This window comes from Massilia sp. Masssp94 (genome assembly GCF_059491305.1).
In genome coordinates this window covers 5,523,104-5,539,901 of the sequence record NZ_CP168501.1, presented here as the reverse complement: position 1 = coordinate 5,539,901, position 16,798 = coordinate 5,523,104, and the positions used below count along the sequence as shown (strand labels likewise).

At 65.3% G+C, this 16,798-nt stretch carries 20 protein-coding genes; 6 read left to right on the top strand and 14 right to left on the bottom strand.

The genetic code is table 11. The features are described 5' to 3' along the window. Positions 1-18 precede the first annotated feature (18 nt). Positions 19-1,320, top strand: coding sequence for a dicarboxylate/amino acid:cation symporter (locus tag ACEN9G_RS24640; RefSeq protein ID WP_056135387.1), 1,302 nt, complete (start codon positions 19-21; stop codon positions 1,318-1,320). Between the two features lie 25 nt (positions 1,321-1,345). On the opposite strand, the gene ACEN9G_RS24635 is transcribed toward ACEN9G_RS24640, so the two are convergent. After that, a complete protein-coding gene (locus ACEN9G_RS24635; RefSeq protein WP_413344404.1) occupies positions 1,346-3,127 on the bottom strand; it encodes an ABCB family ABC transporter ATP-binding protein/permease in 1,782 nt (593 codons plus the stop codon). 70 nt (positions 3,128-3,197) lie between these two features. Next, positions 3,198-3,950 carry an SIMPL domain-containing protein gene (locus tag ACEN9G_RS24630; protein ID WP_483127108.1) on the bottom strand — a complete coding sequence of 251 codons (753 nt, stop codon included), beginning with the start codon at positions 3,948-3,950 and terminating at the stop codon, positions 3,198-3,200. A 148-nt stretch (positions 3,951-4,098) separates the two neighbouring features. Between ACEN9G_RS24630 and ACEN9G_RS24625 the strand changes: the two genes are divergently transcribed. Together ACEN9G_RS24625 and ACEN9G_RS24620 are read left to right on the top strand one after the other, a co-directional pair. Beyond that, a complete protein-coding gene (locus ACEN9G_RS24625; RefSeq protein ID WP_413345941.1) occupies positions 4,099-4,485 on the top strand; it encodes a BlaI/MecI/CopY family transcriptional regulator in 387 nt (128 codons plus the stop codon). Further along, a complete protein-coding gene (locus tag ACEN9G_RS24620; protein ID WP_483127107.1) occupies positions 4,482-5,888 on the top strand; it encodes a M56 family metallopeptidase in 1,407 nt (468 codons plus the stop codon). The genes ACEN9G_RS24625 and ACEN9G_RS24620 overlap by 4 nt, the downstream gene beginning before the upstream one ends. Positions 5,889-5,933: 45 nt before the next feature. On the opposite strand, the gene ACEN9G_RS24615 is transcribed toward ACEN9G_RS24620, so the two are convergent. Together ACEN9G_RS24615 and ACEN9G_RS24610 are read right to left on the bottom strand one after the other, a co-directional pair. Then, positions 5,934-6,584 carry a 3-oxoacid CoA-transferase subunit B gene (locus tag ACEN9G_RS24615; protein WP_413340307.1) on the bottom strand — a complete coding sequence of 217 codons (651 nt, stop codon included), beginning with the start codon at positions 6,582-6,584 and terminating at the stop codon, positions 5,934-5,936. A gap of 17 nt (positions 6,585-6,601) precedes the next feature. Then, positions 6,602-7,300, bottom strand: a complete 699-nt coding sequence (locus ACEN9G_RS24610; RefSeq protein WP_413340309.1) for a CoA transferase subunit A — start codon at positions 7,298-7,300, stop codon at positions 6,602-6,604. A gap of 121 nt (positions 7,301-7,421) precedes the next feature. On the opposite strand from ACEN9G_RS24610, the gene ACEN9G_RS24605 reads away from it, so the two are divergent. Beyond that, positions 7,422-7,982, top strand: a complete 561-nt coding sequence (locus ACEN9G_RS24605; RefSeq protein WP_036228456.1) for a PAS and helix-turn-helix domain-containing protein — start codon at positions 7,422-7,424, stop codon at positions 7,980-7,982. A gap of 26 nt (positions 7,983-8,008) precedes the next feature. Here the strand turns inward: ACEN9G_RS24605 and ACEN9G_RS24600 are convergent, their stop codons facing one another. The 3 genes from ACEN9G_RS24600 to ACEN9G_RS24590 are packed head-to-tail and all read right to left on the bottom strand — an operon-like array spanning position 8,009 to position 9,974. After that, positions 8,009-8,428 (bottom strand): acyl-CoA thioesterase, encoded by a 420-nt coding sequence (locus tag ACEN9G_RS24600; RefSeq protein ID WP_413340311.1) that lies wholly within the window; start codon positions 8,426-8,428, stop codon positions 8,009-8,011. 41 nt (positions 8,429-8,469) lie between these two features. Continuing rightward, positions 8,470-9,237: an alpha/beta fold hydrolase gene (locus ACEN9G_RS24595; RefSeq protein WP_413340312.1), complete on the bottom strand. Its 768-nt coding sequence runs from the start codon at positions 9,235-9,237 to the stop codon at positions 8,470-8,472. Next, positions 9,234-9,974 carry an SDR family oxidoreductase gene (locus tag ACEN9G_RS24590; RefSeq protein ID WP_495605462.1) on the bottom strand — a complete coding sequence of 247 codons (741 nt, stop codon included), beginning with the start codon at positions 9,972-9,974 and terminating at the stop codon, positions 9,234-9,236. The genes ACEN9G_RS24595 and ACEN9G_RS24590 overlap by 4 nt, the downstream gene beginning before the upstream one ends. A 214-nt stretch (positions 9,975-10,188) precedes the next feature. Here ACEN9G_RS24590 and ACEN9G_RS24585 point away from each other — a divergent pair, with 214 nt between their 5' ends. After that, positions 10,189-11,865 (top strand): electron transfer flavoprotein-ubiquinone oxidoreductase, encoded by a 1,677-nt coding sequence (locus tag ACEN9G_RS24585; RefSeq protein WP_413340316.1) that lies wholly within the window; start codon positions 10,189-10,191, stop codon positions 11,863-11,865. 27 nt (positions 11,866-11,892) lie between these two features. Here ACEN9G_RS24585 and ACEN9G_RS24580 read toward each other — a convergent pair whose 3' ends face one another. The 7 genes from ACEN9G_RS24580 to ACEN9G_RS24550 all read right to left on the bottom strand — a co-directional run bounded on the left by ACEN9G_RS24580 (position 11,893) and on the right by ACEN9G_RS24550 (position 15,529). Further along, positions 11,893-12,033: an ABC transporter permease family protein gene (locus tag ACEN9G_RS24580; RefSeq protein WP_413340318.1), complete on the bottom strand. Its 141-nt coding sequence runs from the start codon at positions 12,031-12,033 to the stop codon at positions 11,893-11,895. 39 nt (positions 12,034-12,072) lie between these two features. Next, positions 12,073-12,873 (bottom strand): transporter substrate-binding domain-containing protein, encoded by an 801-nt coding sequence (locus ACEN9G_RS24575; RefSeq protein WP_413340320.1) that lies wholly within the window; start codon positions 12,871-12,873, stop codon positions 12,073-12,075. An 83-nt stretch (positions 12,874-12,956) separates the two neighbouring features. Continuing rightward, positions 12,957-13,367, bottom strand: a complete 411-nt coding sequence (locus ACEN9G_RS24570) for a hypothetical protein (RefSeq protein WP_036228373.1) — start codon at positions 13,365-13,367, stop codon at positions 12,957-12,959. Between the two features lie 35 nt (positions 13,368-13,402). After that, positions 13,403-13,867 (bottom strand): metallophosphoesterase family protein, encoded by a 465-nt coding sequence (locus tag ACEN9G_RS24565; RefSeq protein ID WP_413340322.1) that lies wholly within the window; start codon positions 13,865-13,867, stop codon positions 13,403-13,405. A gap of 4 nt (positions 13,868-13,871) precedes the next feature. Beyond that, on the bottom strand, positions 13,872-14,150 hold the full coding sequence (locus ACEN9G_RS24560; protein ID WP_413385176.1) for a DUF378 domain-containing protein: 279 nt from the start codon (positions 14,148-14,150) through the stop codon (positions 13,872-13,874). Positions 14,151-14,260: 110 nt separating this feature from the next. Beyond that, the gene (locus ACEN9G_RS24555) at positions 14,261-14,908 is read right to left on the bottom strand and encodes a YcbK family protein (protein WP_413340326.1); all 648 of its coding nucleotides are present in this window, start codon (positions 14,906-14,908) and stop codon (positions 14,261-14,263) included. A 105-nt stretch (positions 14,909-15,013) separates the two neighbouring features. Beyond that, positions 15,014-15,529 carry a GNAT family N-acetyltransferase gene (locus tag ACEN9G_RS24550; RefSeq protein WP_413340328.1) on the bottom strand — a complete coding sequence of 172 codons (516 nt, stop codon included), beginning with the start codon at positions 15,527-15,529 and terminating at the stop codon, positions 15,014-15,016. 204 nt (positions 15,530-15,733) lie between these two features. Here ACEN9G_RS24550 and ACEN9G_RS24545 point away from each other — a divergent pair, with 204 nt between their 5' ends. Then, the gene (locus ACEN9G_RS24545; RefSeq protein ID WP_413340330.1) at positions 15,734-16,750 is read left to right on the top strand and encodes a sulfate ABC transporter substrate-binding protein; all 1,017 of its coding nucleotides are present in this window, start codon (positions 15,734-15,736) and stop codon (positions 16,748-16,750) included. Positions 16,751-16,798: the final 48 nt, after the last annotated feature.

Sequence of the window (16,798 nt, the reverse complement as noted above, 5' to 3'; positions counted from 1 at the left end):
AGCGCATGAAGCCTAGCCATGAAAAAACCATTCTATAAAGTCCTTTATGTCCAGGTATTGTTTGCGATTATCGTGGGCGTCCTGCTGGGTATCTACGATCCGGGCATCGCAACCGCGATGAAGCCTTTGGGAGACGGCTTCGTCAAACTGATCAAGATGATCATCGCCCCGGTGATTTTCTGTACCGTCGTCGCCGGTATCGCCGGCATGCAGGACATGAAAAAGGTCGGCCGCGTCGGCGGCAAGGCGCTGCTCTACTTCGAGATCGTGTCGACGTTCGCACTGGCCATCGGCCTGCTCGTCGCCAACGTGATCAAGCCGGGCGCCGGCTTCAACGTCAACCCGGCCACACTGGACACGCACTCGATCGCCCAGTACACCGAGAAGACCAAGGCGCTGACCACGACCGACTTCCTCATGAACATCATCCCGAACACGTTCGTGGATGCGTTCGCCAAAGGGGAAATCCTGCAAGTCCTGCTGATCGCGATCCTGTTCGGCTTCGCGCTGTCGATGCTGGGTGAACGAGGCCGTCCGCTGACCCGCTTCATCGACGACATGTCGCACGCCATCTTCGGCGTCGTGAACATCATCATGAAAGTCGCCCCGATCGGTGCATTCGGCGCCATGGCCTTCACCATCGGCAAATACGGCGTCAAGTCGCTGATCCCGCTGGCCTCGCTCGTCGGTTCGTTCTACCTGACCTGCTTCCTGTTCGTCGCCATCGTCCTCGGCACCATCGCCCGCCTGACCGGCTTCTCGATCTTCCGCTTCCTCGCCTACATCAAGGAAGAGCTGCTTATCGTCCTCGGTACGAGCTCGTCGGAAAGCGCCCTGCCGGCCCTGATGCGCAAGCTGGAAAAAATGGGTTGCCCGAAATCGGTCGTGGGCCTCGTCGTGCCGACCGGCTACTCGTTCAACCTGGACGGCACCAACATCTACATGACGATGGCCGCCCTGTTCGTCGCCCAGGCCACGAACACGGAACTGACCCTGACGCAGGAACTGACGATCCTGGGCGTGGCGATGCTGACCTCGAAAGGTGCCTCGGGCATCACCGGCGCCGGCTTCATCACGCTGGCCGCCACGCTGGCCGTCGTCCCGACCATTCCGGTGGCCGGCATGACCCTGATCCTCGGCATCGACAAATTCATGAGCGAATGCCGCGCGCTGACCAACATCATCGGCAACGGTGTCGCCACGGTCGTCGTGTCGAAATGGGAAGGCGAGCTGGACAAAGAGCGCCTGACCGCCGAGCTGAAGAATCCGAGCCCGGACGACGCGACCGGCGACCTGCACCCGGTCCGCGAAGCCGCCTAAGCCAGGACAGGGAACGATTCCTCGTTCAGACGCCGGGTTCGCCCGGCGTTTTTTTTTGCAACAGCCACAACCGCGCATACACGCCGTTCCTCCGCAACAGTTCCTCGTGCGTGCCCTGCTCCACGACGCGGCCCTGGTCCATGACGATGATCGCGTGCGCATGCACGATGGTCGACAGCCGGTGCGCGATGACGAGCGTCGTGCGCTGCGCCGACAGGCGCTCCAGCTCCTTCACGATCGCATGTTCGGACACGGCATCGAGCGCCGACGTCGCCTCGTCGAACACGAGGATCACGGGCTGCTTGAGGATCGCGCGCGCGATGCCGATGCGCTGGCGCTCCCCGCCGGAAAAATTCACGCCCCGCTCGCCGACCGGACTGTCGTAGCCGTCCGGCAGCGCGGCGATCGTCTCGTGCAGTTGCGCCGCCCGCGCCGCCGCCACGATCTCCTCGCGCCCCGCGCCAGCGCGCGCGTAGCCGATGTTGCTGGCCACCGTGTCGTTGAAGAGCGCGGCATCCTGCGGCACGACGCCGATCGCGCGGCGCACGCTGGCGGGGCTGCAGCGGCGGATATCCTGCCCGTCGATGAGGATGCGTCCCCGGTCGGGGTCGTAGAAACGCAACAGCAGCCGCGCCAGCGTCGACTTGCCCGAACCGCTGCGTCCGACGACGGCCAGCGTGGTGCCGGGCGGGATGCGCAGGCTGACGTCGTCGAGCGCGGTGCGGCCCGGCTCGTAGTCGAAGCCCACGTGCTCGAACACCACCTCGCCCGCGCCGGGCACGAGCGCGGGCTGCCCCGGCAGGTCCGGCATCTCCGGCTGCTCGCCCAGCAGGGCGAACAGGCGCTCCGCGTTGACCCATGCGTCGCGCGATTCGCGGTACACGAAGCCGAGGGCGTTCAACGGCAGGCAGACCTGCAGCGCGTACGCATTGATCAGCACGAGGTCGCCCACGCGCATCCGGCCCGCCAGGACGTCCTGCCCGGCCAGCAGCATGATGGCGGCGACGCCCAGCGCAATCACGCCGCTCTGCCCCACGTGCAGCAGGAACAGCGCGCGCTGGTTCTTGACACCCGCGTCGCGCCACCGGTCCATCGTGGCCGCGAACTTCGCCGCCTCGTGGCCCTCGTTCGTGAAGTACTTCACGGTATCGTAGTTCAGCACGCTGTCCGCCAGCTGGCCCTTGGCGCGTGAATCGAGCTTGTTCACGCGCCGCTGGTAGACGACGCGCCGCGCCGTGAACACGAGCGTGAAGCCCGCGTACAGGAGGAAGGTCGCGACGATGATGGCGGCGTAGCCCGCCGGATAGCGGCGCAGCATGATGGCGAGCACGAGGCCGATCTCGACGAGCGTCGGCACGATCGTGAACAGCCCGACGCCCAGCAGGTAGGCGATGCCGCTGGTGCCGCGGTCGATGTCCGGCAACAGGCTGCCGACCTGGCGCCGGGCATGGAAGCGCGGCCCGAGCGCATGCAGGTGCGCGAACGTCTTGCCCGCATACGCCGAGACCGTGCTCAGCGTCACGCGCGCGAACAGCAGGTCGCGCCATTCGTTGAACAGCGTGCTCGCGAAGCGCAGCAGCGCATAGCCCACCAGCAGATACCAGGGCAGCAGCGCCGGCAGCGTCGCCTGCGAAAACGCGTCGATGATGCGCTTGAGCAGCAGCGGCACGGCCACCGTCGCCACTTTCGCGGCCAGCAGCAGGACGATGGACACCGCCACCCGCCCGCGGTTGGCGCGCATCACGCCCCACAGCTCGGCCGCGAAGCGGCGGCGGGCGGCACGGTCGGCGGCGGTGTCGGCGGTCATGCCGGGTTTGACCGTCGCGGCGGCGCAAGGCTCCCGTCCGGCGCCTGTGCTGCCTCAAGCATTCATGCGGTCAGTGTGTGCGGCGTGGCAGGTTTTCCAGGCGGAAGATGACATCGACGGGTTGGCGCAGCTTCAGCGCCGGCACGGCCAGCAATTGCTCGCGATCGACGTCCTGGGCGCGCGCCCGGTCCGCACCGCCGTCGCGCCGGAAGTCGCCCCGTTCCAGGCCCATCGCCGTGCTGAGGTTCTTCAGCGCTTCCGGCGTCGCGCCCATGAGGCCGCCGACGCGCCGTCCGCCCGCGGCCGCCATCACCTCGGCCTGGCGGCGCGCGTCCTGGATGGCCTGGGTCACGAGTTCGTCGTGGATGGTGTCCATGTCGGTGCGGTCAAAAGCGGACGCGAAGCCGTCGAGGTTCGGTTTGCCGAGCAGGCCGCCGGCCAGCGCGGCCCAGTTGGCGACGTTGCGGACGTTGATGTGGACGTCGCAGCGCAGCTCGTACAGCGGCCCGCCGTTCGCGGCCTTTTCCTCCTTGCGGATGCCTTGCCGCACCTCGCGCACGACGACATCGTCGGCCTCGATGCCGAACTGCCGCGCCAGGTCGCGCACCTCGCCCACGCGCGCCTCGACGACGGCGCGCGCCGCGGCCGGGTCGGCATCGGGCGCGACGATCTCGAAATCGAGGCTGGCGAGGTCGGGTACGACGGCCTGGAACGAACTCCCGGTGACGTGCACGAACGGATAATCGGGGACGGACGACGCGCCGGCGCCACTCGAAGCCAGCAGCAGGACGAGGGCGCTCGCGCGCAGACGGGTTTTCAGCATGGACACTCCCTTTTTTATGTAGACAGTGATTTCTATGTTAGTGCCGGACGGTCTGCGGAAACAAGCCAGCGCATGGAAAATAAACTTGTAGACAACTTGATCTAGACGAGTTAGTCTAGATTTATCGACGACGTTCCGAGACACCGCCATGGCCAAATCCCCCGCCCCGCCCAAGCCGACGCCCGCCGAACTCGACCTGCTGCAGGTACTCTGGCCGCTGGGCGCGGCCACGGCGCGCCGGGTTCACGAAGACATCGTCAAGGAACGTCCGGAGGTGACGTACGCGACCGTGCTCCGCCTGATGCAGATCATGCACGGTAAAGGTTTGCTGATCCGCGACGAGAGCGAACGGTCTCACGTGTACGCACCGGCCCACGCGCAGGAATCGCTGCAGACGAATTTGCTGAAGGACCTGATGCAGCGCGCCTTCGCCGGGTCGGCCAAGGCGCTGGTGCTGGCCGCACTCAAGAGCGGCATCTCGAAAAAGGAGCGCGATGAGATCGAACAACTGCTGAAAGACGGAGACGAACAATGAGCGCCGGGCTCGTCACCGGGCTGTTATCGGTATTGCTGCCGACGAGTCCGCTCGCGCCACTGCCGTCGCACCTGCCTGACGTGGTGACCAGATTCCCGTCCACGCTGTCGCAGTCGTTCGTGCCCAGCCTCGGATGGGCGTTGCTGCACTTCGTGTGGCAAGGCGCGCTGATCGGCTGCACGACGGCAGTGCTGCTCGTGGCGCTGCGCAACGCCCGGCCGGAACGCCGTTATGCCGTCGCATGCGGCGCGCTGCTGCTGTGCTTCGCGTGGCCGGCCGCCGACTTCGTCATGATGCTGCAGGCCGGGCACGACGCGCAGGCCGCGCACGCCCTGCCGCTGGCGCCGGCATCGGCGGCGGTGCTGCGCGACGCGGCCGGCCTGCTCGGCCAGCTGCAGCGGCATCTCGACTGGGTCGTCGGCGCATGGGCGGCCTGCGCGGCGGCGCTCGGGCTGCGCATGGCGATGGGGCTGGTATGGGTGCGACGCGCCACGGGTGGACGCGCCACGCCGGCACAGGCTGGCAGCGCCGCGGAACGCGTGTGGCAATCGAGGCTGGCCCAACTGGCCGCCCGCTGCGGCATCGACCGCACCGTGCGCCTGCGCATCGTCGACAGACTGGCGAGTCCGGTCACGGCCGGCTTCTGGCGGCCCGTCGTGCTCGTGCCGGCCGCCCTCGTGACGGGCATGCCGCCGCAATTGCTGGAAGCGCTGCTGGCGCATGAGCTGGGCCATGTCCGGCGCCACGACTACCTCGTCAATCTCGTGCAGAACGTGATCGAGGCCCTGCTGTTCTATCACCCGGCCGTGTGGTGGATCTCGCGCCGCATCCGCAACGAGCGCGAGCAGATCGCCGACGATTTCGCCGCGCGCCGGCTGGGCGAACCGCGCCGCCTGGCCCGGGCACTGTCGGAACTGGAGCGCCTGCAGTTTTCGGGGCACCACCTGGCCCAGGCCGCGGCCGGCGGCGACCTGATGGCGCGCATCCGCCGCCTGGTCCGTCCGGATCCGCAGGCGCTGGACTGGCGCGCCGCGATTCCCGTGCTCGGCCTCGCCCTGGCGTGCGCGGCGAGCGCCCACGCGCTGTCGACCCGGGATGGCCCGATTGCCACCGCGACGGCCGGCCTGACGCGGTCCGCGGTTGCGGATTTCTCCAGCTGCAAGAAACCGCAATACCCGCAGGCCGACATCGCGGCGGGCCACGAGGGTACGGTCACGGTGAGCTTCCGCGTGAACGCGTCCGGCTTCGTCACGGACTCGACCATCCTGCGCTCCAGCGGCTACGCCAGCATGGACGAGGCGGCCCGCGACGCCCTGCACCGCTGCCGGTTCGCACCGGCACTACGCAACGGCCAGCCAGTGTCTTCCTGGCAACCGGTCCAGTACGTGTGGGAGCTGCGCTGAAGGACGGAGATGACGGGCGGCACCCCAGTGCCGCCCGGAAGGACATCACACGCTGGAGACGTCCAGCTCGGCCGACGTCGCGGCCACGACTTCATCCTTGGTGACGCCCGGCGCCAGCTCGACGAGCTTCAGGCCGGTGTCGGTGACGTCGATGACGCCCAGGTCGGTGATGATGCGGTCGACGACGCCGACACCCGTCAGCGGCAGATCGCACTTCTTGAGGATCTTGTGGCTCGTCGAGCCATCCTTGGCCGTCGCCACATGTTCCATCACGACGACGACACGCTTGACGCCGGCCACGAGGTCCATCGCGCCGCCCATGCCCTTGACCATCTTGCCCGGGATCATCCAGTTGGCGAGGTCGCCCTTTTCCGATACCTGCATTGCGCCGAGGATCGCCAGGTTGATCTTGCCGCCGCGGATCATGCCGAACGAATCGGCCGAGCTGAAATAGGCGGCGCCCGGCAGCGCGGTGACGGTCTGCTTGCCGGCGTTGATCAGGTCGGCGTCCACTTCGGCGTCGGTCGGGAACGGGCCGATGCCCAGCAAGCCGTTTTCCGACTGCAGGAACACTTCGATATCGTTCGGGACGTAGTTGGCCACCAGCGTGGGCAGGCCGATGCCCAGGTTCACGTAAAAACCGTCCTGCAGTTCCTTGGCCGCGCGCGCGGCCATTTCATCACGAGTCCATGCCATGTCTGTCTCCCCTGGTCTTATGCTTGACGCACGGTGCGCTGTTCGATGCGCTTTTCCGGTGTCGGGTTGTGAACGATGCGGTGCACGAAGATGCTCGGGGTATGCACCTGGTCCGGATCGATCTCGCCGATCTCGACCAGCTGCTCGACTTCCACGATGCAGACCTTGCCTGCGGTGGCCACGTTCGGATTGAAGTTGCGTGCCGTCTTGCGGAACACGAGGTTGCCGGCGCGGTCGGCCTTCCAGGCTTTCACGAGCGAGACATCCGGAACGAGCGAGCGTTCCATCACGTACATCTCGCCGTCGAATTCGCGGGTTTCCTTGCCTTCCGCGACGATGGTGCCGTAGCCGGTCTTGGTGAAGAAGGCGGGGATGCCGGCGCCGCCGGCGCGCAGCTTCTCGGCCAGCGTGCCCTGCGGCGTGAATTCCAGTTCCAGTTCGCCGGCCAGGTACTGGCGCGCGAATTCCTTGTTTTCGCCCACGTAGGACGAGATCATCTTCCTGATCTGGCGCGTGGTGAGCAGCTGGCCCAGGCCGAAGTCGTCGACGCCGGCGTTGTTCGAGATGGCCGTCAGGCCCTTGACGCCGGAATCGCGCAGCGCGGCGATGAGCGCCTCGGGAATACCACACAGGCCGAAACCGCCCACGGCGATCGTCTGGCCGTCCGCAACCACCCCTTCGAGCGCCGAGCGCGCATCAGGATACACTTTGTTCATACCCGTCCCTTTAATAATGAGGTTCTGTACAGCAGAGTAGAATTGCAGAATAAAATAGCGCCCTGCTAAGCACAATACCGTAGAAATACCGGCAAGGCCCTCCTGCGGCGACTACCATCAAATGAACGCATCATACGCCATCGATTACGAGATGATTTTCCAGCACGCGCCCGTCGGCATGTGCATTTCGGTGAACCGCGTGATCCAGTCGTGCAACCACGCCCTGGCGGCCATGTTCGGCTACCAGCGGACACAGCTCGACGGCCAGTCGTTCTCGGTACTCTACCCGACCATGGACGAGTTCCTGCGCACGGGCGACCGCATCATTCCGATCATGAACGCGAAGGGCCGCTACTCGGACGAGCGCATCATGCGGCGAGGAAATGGGGAATTGTTCTGGTGCCACGTGACGGGCCGCGCGCTCGACCCGGCCGAGCCGCTGGGCGCCGGCGTCTGGACGTTCGAAGACGTCAGCGAGAAGCGCCCCGTGACGGCCGAGCTGACCCCGCGCGAACGCGAGATCGCGGCGCTGCTCGTCGAAGGCAAGACGAGCAAGGTGATCGCGCGCGAGACGGACTTGTCGCCGCGCACGGTGGAGATGCACCGTGCCAAGCTCATGCGCAAGTTCTCGGCGTCGACGTCGTCGGAACTCGTGCACAAGCTGGTCGGGATGTCGCGCTGACTCGTGATTGATGCCCCCGGCATCAATCACCCCTCCGGCAGCAGCTCCCGCACCCGCGCCGGCAACGGCACCGACTTCTCTGCCGCGAAATCGATCCAGACGACCTTGCCGCCGCCCTCCGCGGCCACGACGTCGGCATTGCCGTCCGCATCGACCATGCGGATCTCGTGGGTCACCTCGAAACTGGACCGGCCCGCCGGACCGGCGAACGTGCGGATCTCGATCTCGCCCGGATACTTCAGCTGCCTGATGAAGTTGCAGTAGGCCGTGACGATCACCGGGCCTTCGCCCTTGATCTCGAGGTCGCCCGCCGCCTGTTCGAGGAAGGCGATGCGCCCGCTCTCCATGTACCGGAAATACACCGTGTTGTTCACGTGGCCGAATGCATCCATGTCGCCCCAGCGGATCGCCTGGCGCATGGTGTGAACCTGTTTCTTGTTGCTCATCGTTGCTCTACGTCGTTGCCAAAAGCCGGCATGATACGGCCTCAGGTGCCGGAAAGGCAGCCCTCGTCGTAGAGGATGGACTCCACGATCCGGCAAAAATTCCCCGGATCTTCGAGCATCATCATGTGCCCCGTCTTCGGCTGCACGCAGACGCGGCGCGCCTGCGACAATACCCAGTCGGGCACGTCCCATCCCGCGCTGGACTGTTCACCGCCGACGAGGTACAGCGGCGTCGCGCGCGCCAGCACGCGGCCGACACAGCCCAGGTAGTCCGGTGCGCCGGTCGTGTCGAGCACCGATTGCGCCATCTGTTGCACGGCCGTGTACGGCTGGTTCGCAAGGATGTCCTGCGCCCACGCGACGCGCTCGTCGCTCGCCTCGATGCCGCTCTTTTCCAGCCACGCGGCCGGCGCCGCTTCCATCGCGCCGTATTCCGCGGCCCACTCGGCGTCGGGCAAGGCGGCGATGCGGCCCGTCCAGAACGCGTCCTTCAACGTGAAATTGCCCTCGACATTGATGACGCCGCGCACGAGTTCCGGCACGAGGTCGGCCAGCAGCATCGCGGCGATGCCACCCACGCTGTGGCCCAGCACCCAGGCGGGACCGCCGATCTCGTCGTGCAGGAAGCGGGCCAGCATGGCGGCCTGGTCGGCCAGGGTGATGTGGGCGTCTTCGCCGCGGCGCTGGCCGTAGCCGATCAGGTCGGGCGTGAAGAGGTCGACGCCAGGCAGGTAGCGCCGTGGCTCGAAGTAATCCAGCGAACCCAGCAGGCCGTGGATCAAGAGGAGCCGCGGGCGAGACGCCGTCATTGCGCCGTCATGCCGTCGTCGGCCGTGATGATGGCGCCGTTGATGAAATGGGCTTCCTCCGCGGCGAGCAGCAACAGCAGGCCGTCGAGGTCTTCCGGCTTGCCCGTGCGGCGGCGCGGCAGCATCTCGATCAGCTTCCTGCCCTGCTCCGTGTCGAAGTAATCCTCGTTCATCTCGGTGGCGATATAGCCCGGGCAGATGGCGTTCACGTTGATGCCGTAGCGGCCCCACTCGACGGCCATCGCCTTCGTCATCTGCACGACGCCGGCCTTGCTCATGCAGTACACGCCGATCTGCGGCAGCACGCGCAGGCCCGCGACGGACGCGATGTTGACGATGCGATGCTGCTTCTTCGGATCGCCCTTCGCGCGCTGGATCATCCGCTTCGCGGTCTGCTGGGCCATGAAGAACGCGCCACGCAGATTCGTGTCCATGACGTAGCCGTAGTCTTCCTCGCTCACGTCGAGCAGGCGCTGCGTCGTCGACACGCCCGAGTTGTTGACGAGGATGTCGATCGGACCCGCTTCCGTCTCGGCGTGGGCGATCGCGGCCTTGATGCTGGCGAGGTCCGTCACGTCCAGCGCCACGACGTGCGCCGCACCGCCGTCCGCTTCGATCTCGGCTCGCAATTCCTTCAGGCGTTCGATGCGGCGCGATGCGAGCACGACCTGGGCCCCGGCACCGGCCAGCGCCTTGGCGAACCGCGCACCCAACCCGCTGGATGCACCCGTGACCATCGCGATCTTTCCTTCGAAATTGACTTCAATCCCCACGTTACGCCCCCTGTCTCCGAACTTTGTCTGTTGCGAAGTCATAATGATTACACACTTCACCTATTTCGCACTGATTAGATTGCCGCGTCTAATAGTTGCCCTACAATGGCGCTCGGCGTTGCCAACGAGCGCAAAAAAGTGCACACTCGTGCTTAAATTTTTATAACTCCCATAAGACATGACTCAGACCAACTCCCTCCTCGAAGAATACGGCCCGCGCGAAGCAATGGAATACGACGTGGTCATCGTCGGCGGCGGCCCCGCAGGCCTGTCGGCCGCGATCCGCCTGAAGCAATTGGCGGCGGAAAAGGGCCAGGACGTGTCGGTCTGCGTGCTGGAAAAAGGCGGCGAGCTGGGCGCGCACATCCTGTCGGGCGCCGTGATGGATCCGCGCGCACTGGACGAACTGTTCCCGAACTGGAAGGAATTGGGCGCACCGCTGAACACGCCCGTGACGGAAGACCGCATGCTGTTCCTCTCCGAGACGAAGGCTTACCAGACGCCGTCGTTCATGATGCCGAAGATGTTGACGAATCACGGCAACTACGTGATCTCGCTGGCCAACGTCGTGCGCTGGCTGGGCCAGCAGGCGGAAGCGCTGGGCGTCGAGATCTTCCCGGGTTTCCCGGCCGCCGAAATCCTGTACAACGACGACGGCTCGGTGCAGGGCGTCGCGACGGGCAACATGGGCGTCAACCGCCACGGCCAGCCGACCGACGCGTTCCAGCTGGGGATGGAACTGCACGCGAAATACACGCTGTTCGCCGAGGGCTCGCGCGGCCACCTCGGCAAGCAGCTGATGGCGAAGTACGACCTGAACAAGGGCAAGGATCCGCAAACCTACGGCATCGGCATCAAGGAGCTGTGGGAAATCGATCCTGCCAAGCACCAGCCGGGCCTCGTGGTCCACACGGCCGGCTGGCCGCTGGACAACGACACGTATGGCGGCTCGTTCCTGTACCACCTGGAAAACAACCAGGTCGCCGTCGGCTTCATCGTCGGCCTGTCGTACCAGAACCCGTACCTGTCGCCGTACGAGGAATTCCAGCGCTATAAAACGCACCCGGCGATCCGCCATTTCTTCGAAGGCGGCAAGCGCATCTCGTATGGCGCGCGCGCGATCACGGCGGGCGGCCTGCAGTCGCTGCCGAAGACGGTGTTCCCGGGCGGCGCGCTGATCGGCTGCGACGCGGGCTTCCTCAACACGAGCCGCATCAAGGGTAGCCACGCCGCCATCAAGACGGGCATGCTCGCGGCCGACGCCGCCTACGCCGCACTGGGCGCGGGCCGCCAGCACGACGAGCTGCTGAGCTATCCGGTCGCGTTCGAACAATCGTGGCTGCACGAGGAACTGCACGTCGCGCGCAACTTCAAGCCGTGGATGAGCAAGGGCCTCGTCGTCGGTACGATCATGACCGGCATCGACCAGATCCTGTTCAAGGGCAAGGCGCCGTGGACGCTGCATCACAACCATGCGGACCACGAATGCCTGCGCCCGGCGTCCGACTTCAAGCCCATCGCGTATCCGAAGCCAGACGGCAAGCTGACCTTCGACCGCCTGTCGTCCGTGTTCATCTCGAACACGAACCACGCGGAAGACCAGCCCGTGCACCTCACGCTGAAGAACCCGAACGTGCCGGTCGAGATCAACCTGGCCAGGTTCGCGGGTCCGGAACAGAGATACTGCCCGGCCGGCGTGTACGAATTCGTGAAGACGGACGAAGGCAAGGATCGCCTGCAGATCAACGCGCAGAACTGCGTACACTGCAAGACCTGCGACATCAAGGACCCGACGCAGAACATCGTGTGGGTCACGCCGGAAGGCGGCGGCGGGCCGAACTATCCGAACATGTAACGAACAAACGGCGCCGCGGCGCCGTTTCTACTTGTGCGCGCGGTTGAAATTACGCTCCGCGCGCCGCTGCACGGCTTCGAAAAATAAACTCAGCAGCCAGTACACGACGGCCGCCGCCACGTACAGCGGCAACGGCCGGAACGTCACCGAGATCAGTTCCTTCGTCACGAACGGGCGCGGCCTCGCGCAACAGGTCGAACAGTTCGGTCACGGAGCGCGGGTCGCGTCGACGCCGAACCACTTGAGCGACGCCTGCTTCAGGCTGCCGTCGGCGCGCGCGTCATCGAGGGCCTTGTCGACGGCCGCATGGAATGCCGGATTGCCCTTGCGGAGCGCGATGCCCATGCGCTCGACGTCGCCCACGCGCGCGCCGGCGCGGATGGGCAATTGCGAATTCTTGAGCAGGTAGGCCACCATCAGGCTGTCGTTGAGGGCCGCGTCGATGCGGCCGAACGCGAGGTCCTGCAGGTTTTCCGGCGCGGCCGGGTAACTCTTGACCTCGATGCCGGACACGGCGCGCACCTGCTGCTCGAACACGCTGCCCTGCCCCACGCCGACCTTGCGTCCCTTCAGGTCGGCAAGGCTCCGATACGTCGTGTTCTCGTTGCGGCGCACGATCAGTTGCGGCGCCGAATACGTGTAAGGCCGGGAGAAATCGAACGCCTGCTGGCGCCGCGGCGTGATGCCGACCTGGCTGACGATCATGTCGTATTTGCCCGCACCCAGGCCCGCGAGGATGGCGGCCCACTCCGTCGTGACGAATTCCGGTTTCACGCCCAGTCTGGCGCAAACGATCTTCGCGACGTCGACGTCGTAGCCGGCCAGTTGGCCCGTCTTCGGATCCTTGAAATTGAACGGAGGATAGGTGCCTTCCAGCGCGATGCGCAAGGTGCCGCGCGTCTTGACGGTGTCGAGCAAGTCAGCCGCGCGGGCCGGCAGCGCGGCGGCCGCGAGAACCATGGACAACAGCAGCGCGCGCCGCGTGGCAGTCGGAAATCGGGTGGGCATCGGCTCAGCTCATCGTACGAGACAGCGCTGATTTAACACCGAATCTTGACTACGCGCAAAGGAAATATTGTCGTAAATATATGCTAAAACTGTCGCCGGCCGTGCCTGCCGAAGTTGTGGCCCGTGACGATCAGCGAGCTCTCGACCAGCGTCGACAGGCCCAGCAGCAATTGCACGAGCTTGTCGTCCGGCAGCACCCAGATGGACCCGGCCGGCTGCTCGGCCCCGGTCGCGGCCATGATCAGGGGGGCGATCCAGCTGGCGTCCGGCTCGACGTCGAGGATGACGGCATCCGCCGCCGTCTGCATGTAGACGTCGCCGCCGGGCGCGAGACGGAAGCGCACGCCGACGCCCGTCTCCTGCGGCTTGACGAGCTCCTGCATCGTGCGATTGTGCTCCTCGATCCACAGTTCGACGTCCTGCGGGGTTTCCAGCGACGTCCACGGGACGGGGCGGAAACGGGGACGTTCAGTGTCGTTGGTGTCAGGCGTCATATGGCAATCGATCAGGCTTGAGGACGGCGCGTATGCTACGGCATTTCGCGGAGCGTCACCAGCTTTACTGCGACGGCATCGCCCTCGATGACCAGCTCGGCGGCCGCGATCGGCAGGCTGAAACGGCGCCGCCCGGCGCTGCCCGGGTTCACGTACAGCACGCCGTCGCGCTCGCTGCATGCGGGCTTGTGCGAGTGGCCGGACACGACGACCCGCACGCCGGCCGCGCGCGGATCGATGTCGAGCGCCTTCAGGTCGTGGATCGCGTACAGCGCCACCGTCCCGAAGTCGACGCGGGCCGTCGCCGGAATCGCGCGCGCCCACGGCGCGGTGTCGTTGTTGCCGCGAACCACCGTCAGCGGCGCAATGGCCGCCAGGCGCACAAGGATCTCCGGGTTGCCGATGTCGCCGCCGTGGACGATATGGTCGGACCCGGCGAGAAAATCGAGCGCCTCGGGCCGCAGCAGGCCGTGCGTGTCGGAAATCAGGCCGACCCGCATCGGTTCAGTGGGGATGGTGGCGGCTCATCTTGATCGCCGTGTAGATCGAATACAGGGCCGCGAGGCCGACGACGACATACACGACACGGCTGGCCGGGCTGCCCGGACCGAACAGCGTGGCGACGACGTCGACGTCGAACAGGCCCACCGTCGCCCAGTTCAGGCCGCCGATGATCAGGAGCGCCATTGCGGCGTAGTCGATCCCGGACATCGCGGTCGTGCCTTCGCGCACGGCAGCGCGTCGTTCGGGCAGGTGCCGGCGTTCCATTGTCGGTGCGTTCATGGTTGCCATCATGTCCTCCTTGCGGAAAGGTTGGTACAACCACGATAGCAAAAACGCGCGAACGCGTGCGCCGCCTATCCGTTCGGGAATCCGGCGGCGGCGCGCCCCGCTCAGCCTTTCCAGGTACGGTTGAGGCCCGTGTCCGTGTGGATCCAGCCGCCTTTCGGGCCGGAGCGGTAGTAGAAGCCGACGCCGCCCTTGCGGAAGCTCTTCACGAGCCCGCCCAGCACTTCCTCGGTGAGGCCGGCGATGCGTACGTCCGCCGCCTTGCCCGACATGTGCAGCGACTGGCGCGCGGCCGGCACGCCCTGTTCGATCAGGCGGTTGTTGGACGCGGGGGTGCGGTAGCCGGACAGGATCTCCAGCGGCCGTTCGAGGCCATAGCGCGCAACGAACGCCTGGGACGCCCACAGCGTCTCGATCAGCTTCGGGTCGATGGCGATCGACGCCTTGCCGTTCACGTCGCGCAGCAGATGGCACAGTTCCTGGTAGGCGGAATCGATCACCTCGCCGTCCTTCCAGTACAGGACATTGGCGCGTTCGCCGCTTTGCGGACGGATCACGGACAACGTGCGCGGCTTGACCCAGAAGTCGATGTCGACGACCTGGGCATCGAACAGATCGGGAGGTGGTTCCAGCTCCGTACTCGGGGCGTCGGTCTGGGAACGGGCTGCCTGCGCATCGACCAGCGGGACGGCGACGAGTCCCAGCGCGGTCAGGCGCAAGCCGTGGTGAAGAAAATCTCTACGGGAAGCCATAACGAACTCATCATTGAAACCCGACTACTATAGCGCAAGCGCCAACAGGAAAGAAGATGAGTTCACGTTGCGTAATGTTACACAGTGATCAAAGCGTGACGCGGCTCATTGGCTGCAATTGCAAAATCTCTTGCGTGCCGGCACCGTTTCAGCATCGAGCTGCTTCCACAGGAAGTCGCATTCGAGGCCGAAACAGGCCTTGTCCTTGCCCGCGTTGACATAGCCCTGGCGCTCGAAGAAACCGCTGGCCGACTCCGGGCTCTGCATGTGCACCTTGCTGATGTTCCACGCGCGCGCCTGCGTTTCCAGCGCCCGCAGCAGCGCGCGCCCGACGCCCTGGCGCAACAGATCCGGGCGGACATAACACAGGGGCACCTTGCCAGCCTGGTTCAGGAGTGCGAAGCCAACCACGTCCCCATCACGCTCCGCCACGACGGCGAAGTTGCTGGGCGACGACAGCCAGCCCAGCACGTTCTGGGTCGTCTTGTTGCCGAGCCAGGCTTGCAGGATGTCGGGACGGCCGCCGTGGTCGGGCACGCAGCCCTCTTCGATCGAATGGCGCAGCAGGCGGCATGCGGCCGGCGCGTCATTCGGTGTTGCCTGGCGAATTTCGATACCCATTGTTTTCAGCATCAAACCTGGAAAAAACGATGTTTCAGCGAAGGCCGGACTATACCCCAAACGCGACGCGGCTGCTTTGAAGCGGTCCGTAGCGTATGCATGCCACATACGCCGTCTAAGCATATGATAAAAATGTTCTTTTGTTTTGCTATTTTTTAACGGATCATCGACCACCCCTAGAGAGTCTTTACAAGGAAAAACAATATGGCGATCCCATCCGTTTCCTCGCTGCGCCGCGCACTGCTGGCGCTGGCGCTCGGCAGTGCCGTGGTTCCGTTTGCCGCACAGGCCGCCGGCGTGGAACTGCTGAACGTGTCCTACGACGTGGCACGCGAGCTGTACAAGGACATCAACCCGGCCTTCGTCGCCGAATGGAAGAAGTCGACGGGCGAAACCGTCACGATCAAGCAATCGCATGGCGGCTCCAGCAAGCAGGCCCGCGCCGTCGCCGACGGTCTCGAAGCGTCCGTCGTGACGATGAACCAGGCCAACGACATCGACATGCTGGCCGACCGCGGCCTCGTCGCGAAGGACTGGGCCAGGAAATTCCCGGACAATGCGGCGCCCTATTACTCGACCATGGTGTTCCTGGTCCGCAAGGGCAATCCGAAAGGCATCAAGGACTGGGCCGACCTCGCCAAGCCGGACGTGAAAGTCGTCATCCCGAATCCTAAGACCGCCGGCAACGGCCGCTATACCTACCTGGCGGCCTGGGGCTCGGTGATCAAGAAAGGCGGCAACGAAGCGCAGGCGCGCGACCTCGTCGGCAAGATCTTCAAGAACGTGCCCGTGCTGGACGCCGGCGGCCGCGCCGCCACGACCACCTTCACGCAGCGCCAGATCGGCGACGCCCTCGTTACCTTCGAGAACGAAGTGAACCTCGTGCGCGCCGAGTTCGGCAACGACTTCGAAGTCGTGTACCCGTCCATCTCCGTGCTGGCCGAGTCGCCGGTGGCCGTCGTGGACAAGGTCGTCGACCGCAAGGGCATCCGCAAGCAGGCGACGGGCTACCTCAACTTCCTGTACTCGGAAACGGGCCAGGCGATCGGCGCCAAGCACTATATGCGCGTGCGCAACGAAAAAGTCATGAAGCAGTTCGCCGCGAACTACAAGCCGATCAAGCTGTTCACGGTGGATGATGTATTCGGTGGATGGCGTGCCGCGCAGAAACGTCACTTCGACGATGGTGGAGAATTCGATAAGATTTACACCTCGAAATAAGACATTTCACAAAAATCTGTTCAAAAAGAAGGCCCTGCGGAAACGCGG

Bases quoted from the DNA above. Each gene is read 5' to 3' on its own strand.
- ACEN9G_RS24640 (WP_056135387.1), top strand. From the start codon at position 19: ATGAAAAAACCATTCTATAAAGTCCTTTATGTCCAGGTATTGTTTGCG.
- ACEN9G_RS24635 (WP_413344404.1), bottom strand. From the start codon at position 3,127: ATGACCGCCGACACCGCCGCCGACCGTGCCGCCCGCCGCCGCTTCGCG.
- ACEN9G_RS24630 (WP_483127108.1), bottom strand. From the start codon at position 3,950: ATGCTGAAAACCCGTCTGCGCGCGAGCGCCCTCGTCCTGCTGCTGGCT.
- ACEN9G_RS24625 (WP_413345941.1), top strand. From the start codon at position 4,099: ATGGCCAAATCCCCCGCCCCGCCCAAGCCGACGCCCGCCGAACTCGAC.
- ACEN9G_RS24620 (WP_483127107.1), top strand. From the start codon at position 4,482: ATGAGCGCCGGGCTCGTCACCGGGCTGTTATCGGTATTGCTGCCGACG.
- ACEN9G_RS24615 (WP_413340307.1), bottom strand. From the start codon at position 6,584: ATGGCATGGACTCGTGATGAAATGGCCGCGCGCGCGGCCAAGGAACTG.
- ACEN9G_RS24610 (WP_413340309.1), bottom strand. From the start codon at position 7,300: ATGAACAAAGTGTATCCTGATGCGCGCTCGGCGCTCGAAGGGGTGGTT.
- ACEN9G_RS24605 (WP_036228456.1), top strand. From the start codon at position 7,422: ATGAACGCATCATACGCCATCGATTACGAGATGATTTTCCAGCACGCG.
- ACEN9G_RS24600 (WP_413340311.1), bottom strand. From the start codon at position 8,428: ATGAGCAACAAGAAACAGGTTCACACCATGCGCCAGGCGATCCGCTGG.
- ACEN9G_RS24595 (WP_413340312.1), bottom strand. From the start codon at position 9,237: ATGACGGCGTCTCGCCCGCGGCTCCTCTTGATCCACGGCCTGCTGGGT.
- ACEN9G_RS24590 (WP_495605462.1), bottom strand. From the start codon at position 9,974: ATGGTCACGGGTGCATCCAGCGGGTTGGGTGCGCGGTTCGCCAAGGCG.
- ACEN9G_RS24585 (WP_413340316.1), top strand. From the start codon at position 10,189: ATGACTCAGACCAACTCCCTCCTCGAAGAATACGGCCCGCGCGAAGCA.
- ACEN9G_RS24575 (WP_413340320.1), bottom strand. From the start codon at position 12,873: ATGCCCACCCGATTTCCGACTGCCACGCGGCGCGCGCTGCTGTTGTCC.
- ACEN9G_RS24570 (WP_036228373.1), bottom strand. From the start codon at position 13,367: ATGACGCCTGACACCAACGACACTGAACGTCCCCGTTTCCGCCCCGTC.
- ACEN9G_RS24565 (WP_413340322.1), bottom strand. From the start codon at position 13,867: ATGCGGGTCGGCCTGATTTCCGACACGCACGGCCTGCTGCGGCCCGAG.
- ACEN9G_RS24560 (WP_413385176.1), bottom strand. From the start codon at position 14,150: ATGAACGCACCGACAATGGAACGCCGGCACCTGCCCGAACGACGCGCT.
- ACEN9G_RS24555 (WP_413340326.1), bottom strand. From the start codon at position 14,908: ATGGCTTCCCGTAGAGATTTTCTTCACCACGGCTTGCGCCTGACCGCG.
- ACEN9G_RS24550 (WP_413340328.1), bottom strand. From the start codon at position 15,529: ATGGGTATCGAAATTCGCCAGGCAACACCGAATGACGCGCCGGCCGCA.
- ACEN9G_RS24545 (WP_413340330.1), top strand. From the start codon at position 15,734: ATGGCGATCCCATCCGTTTCCTCGCTGCGCCGCGCACTGCTGGCGCTG.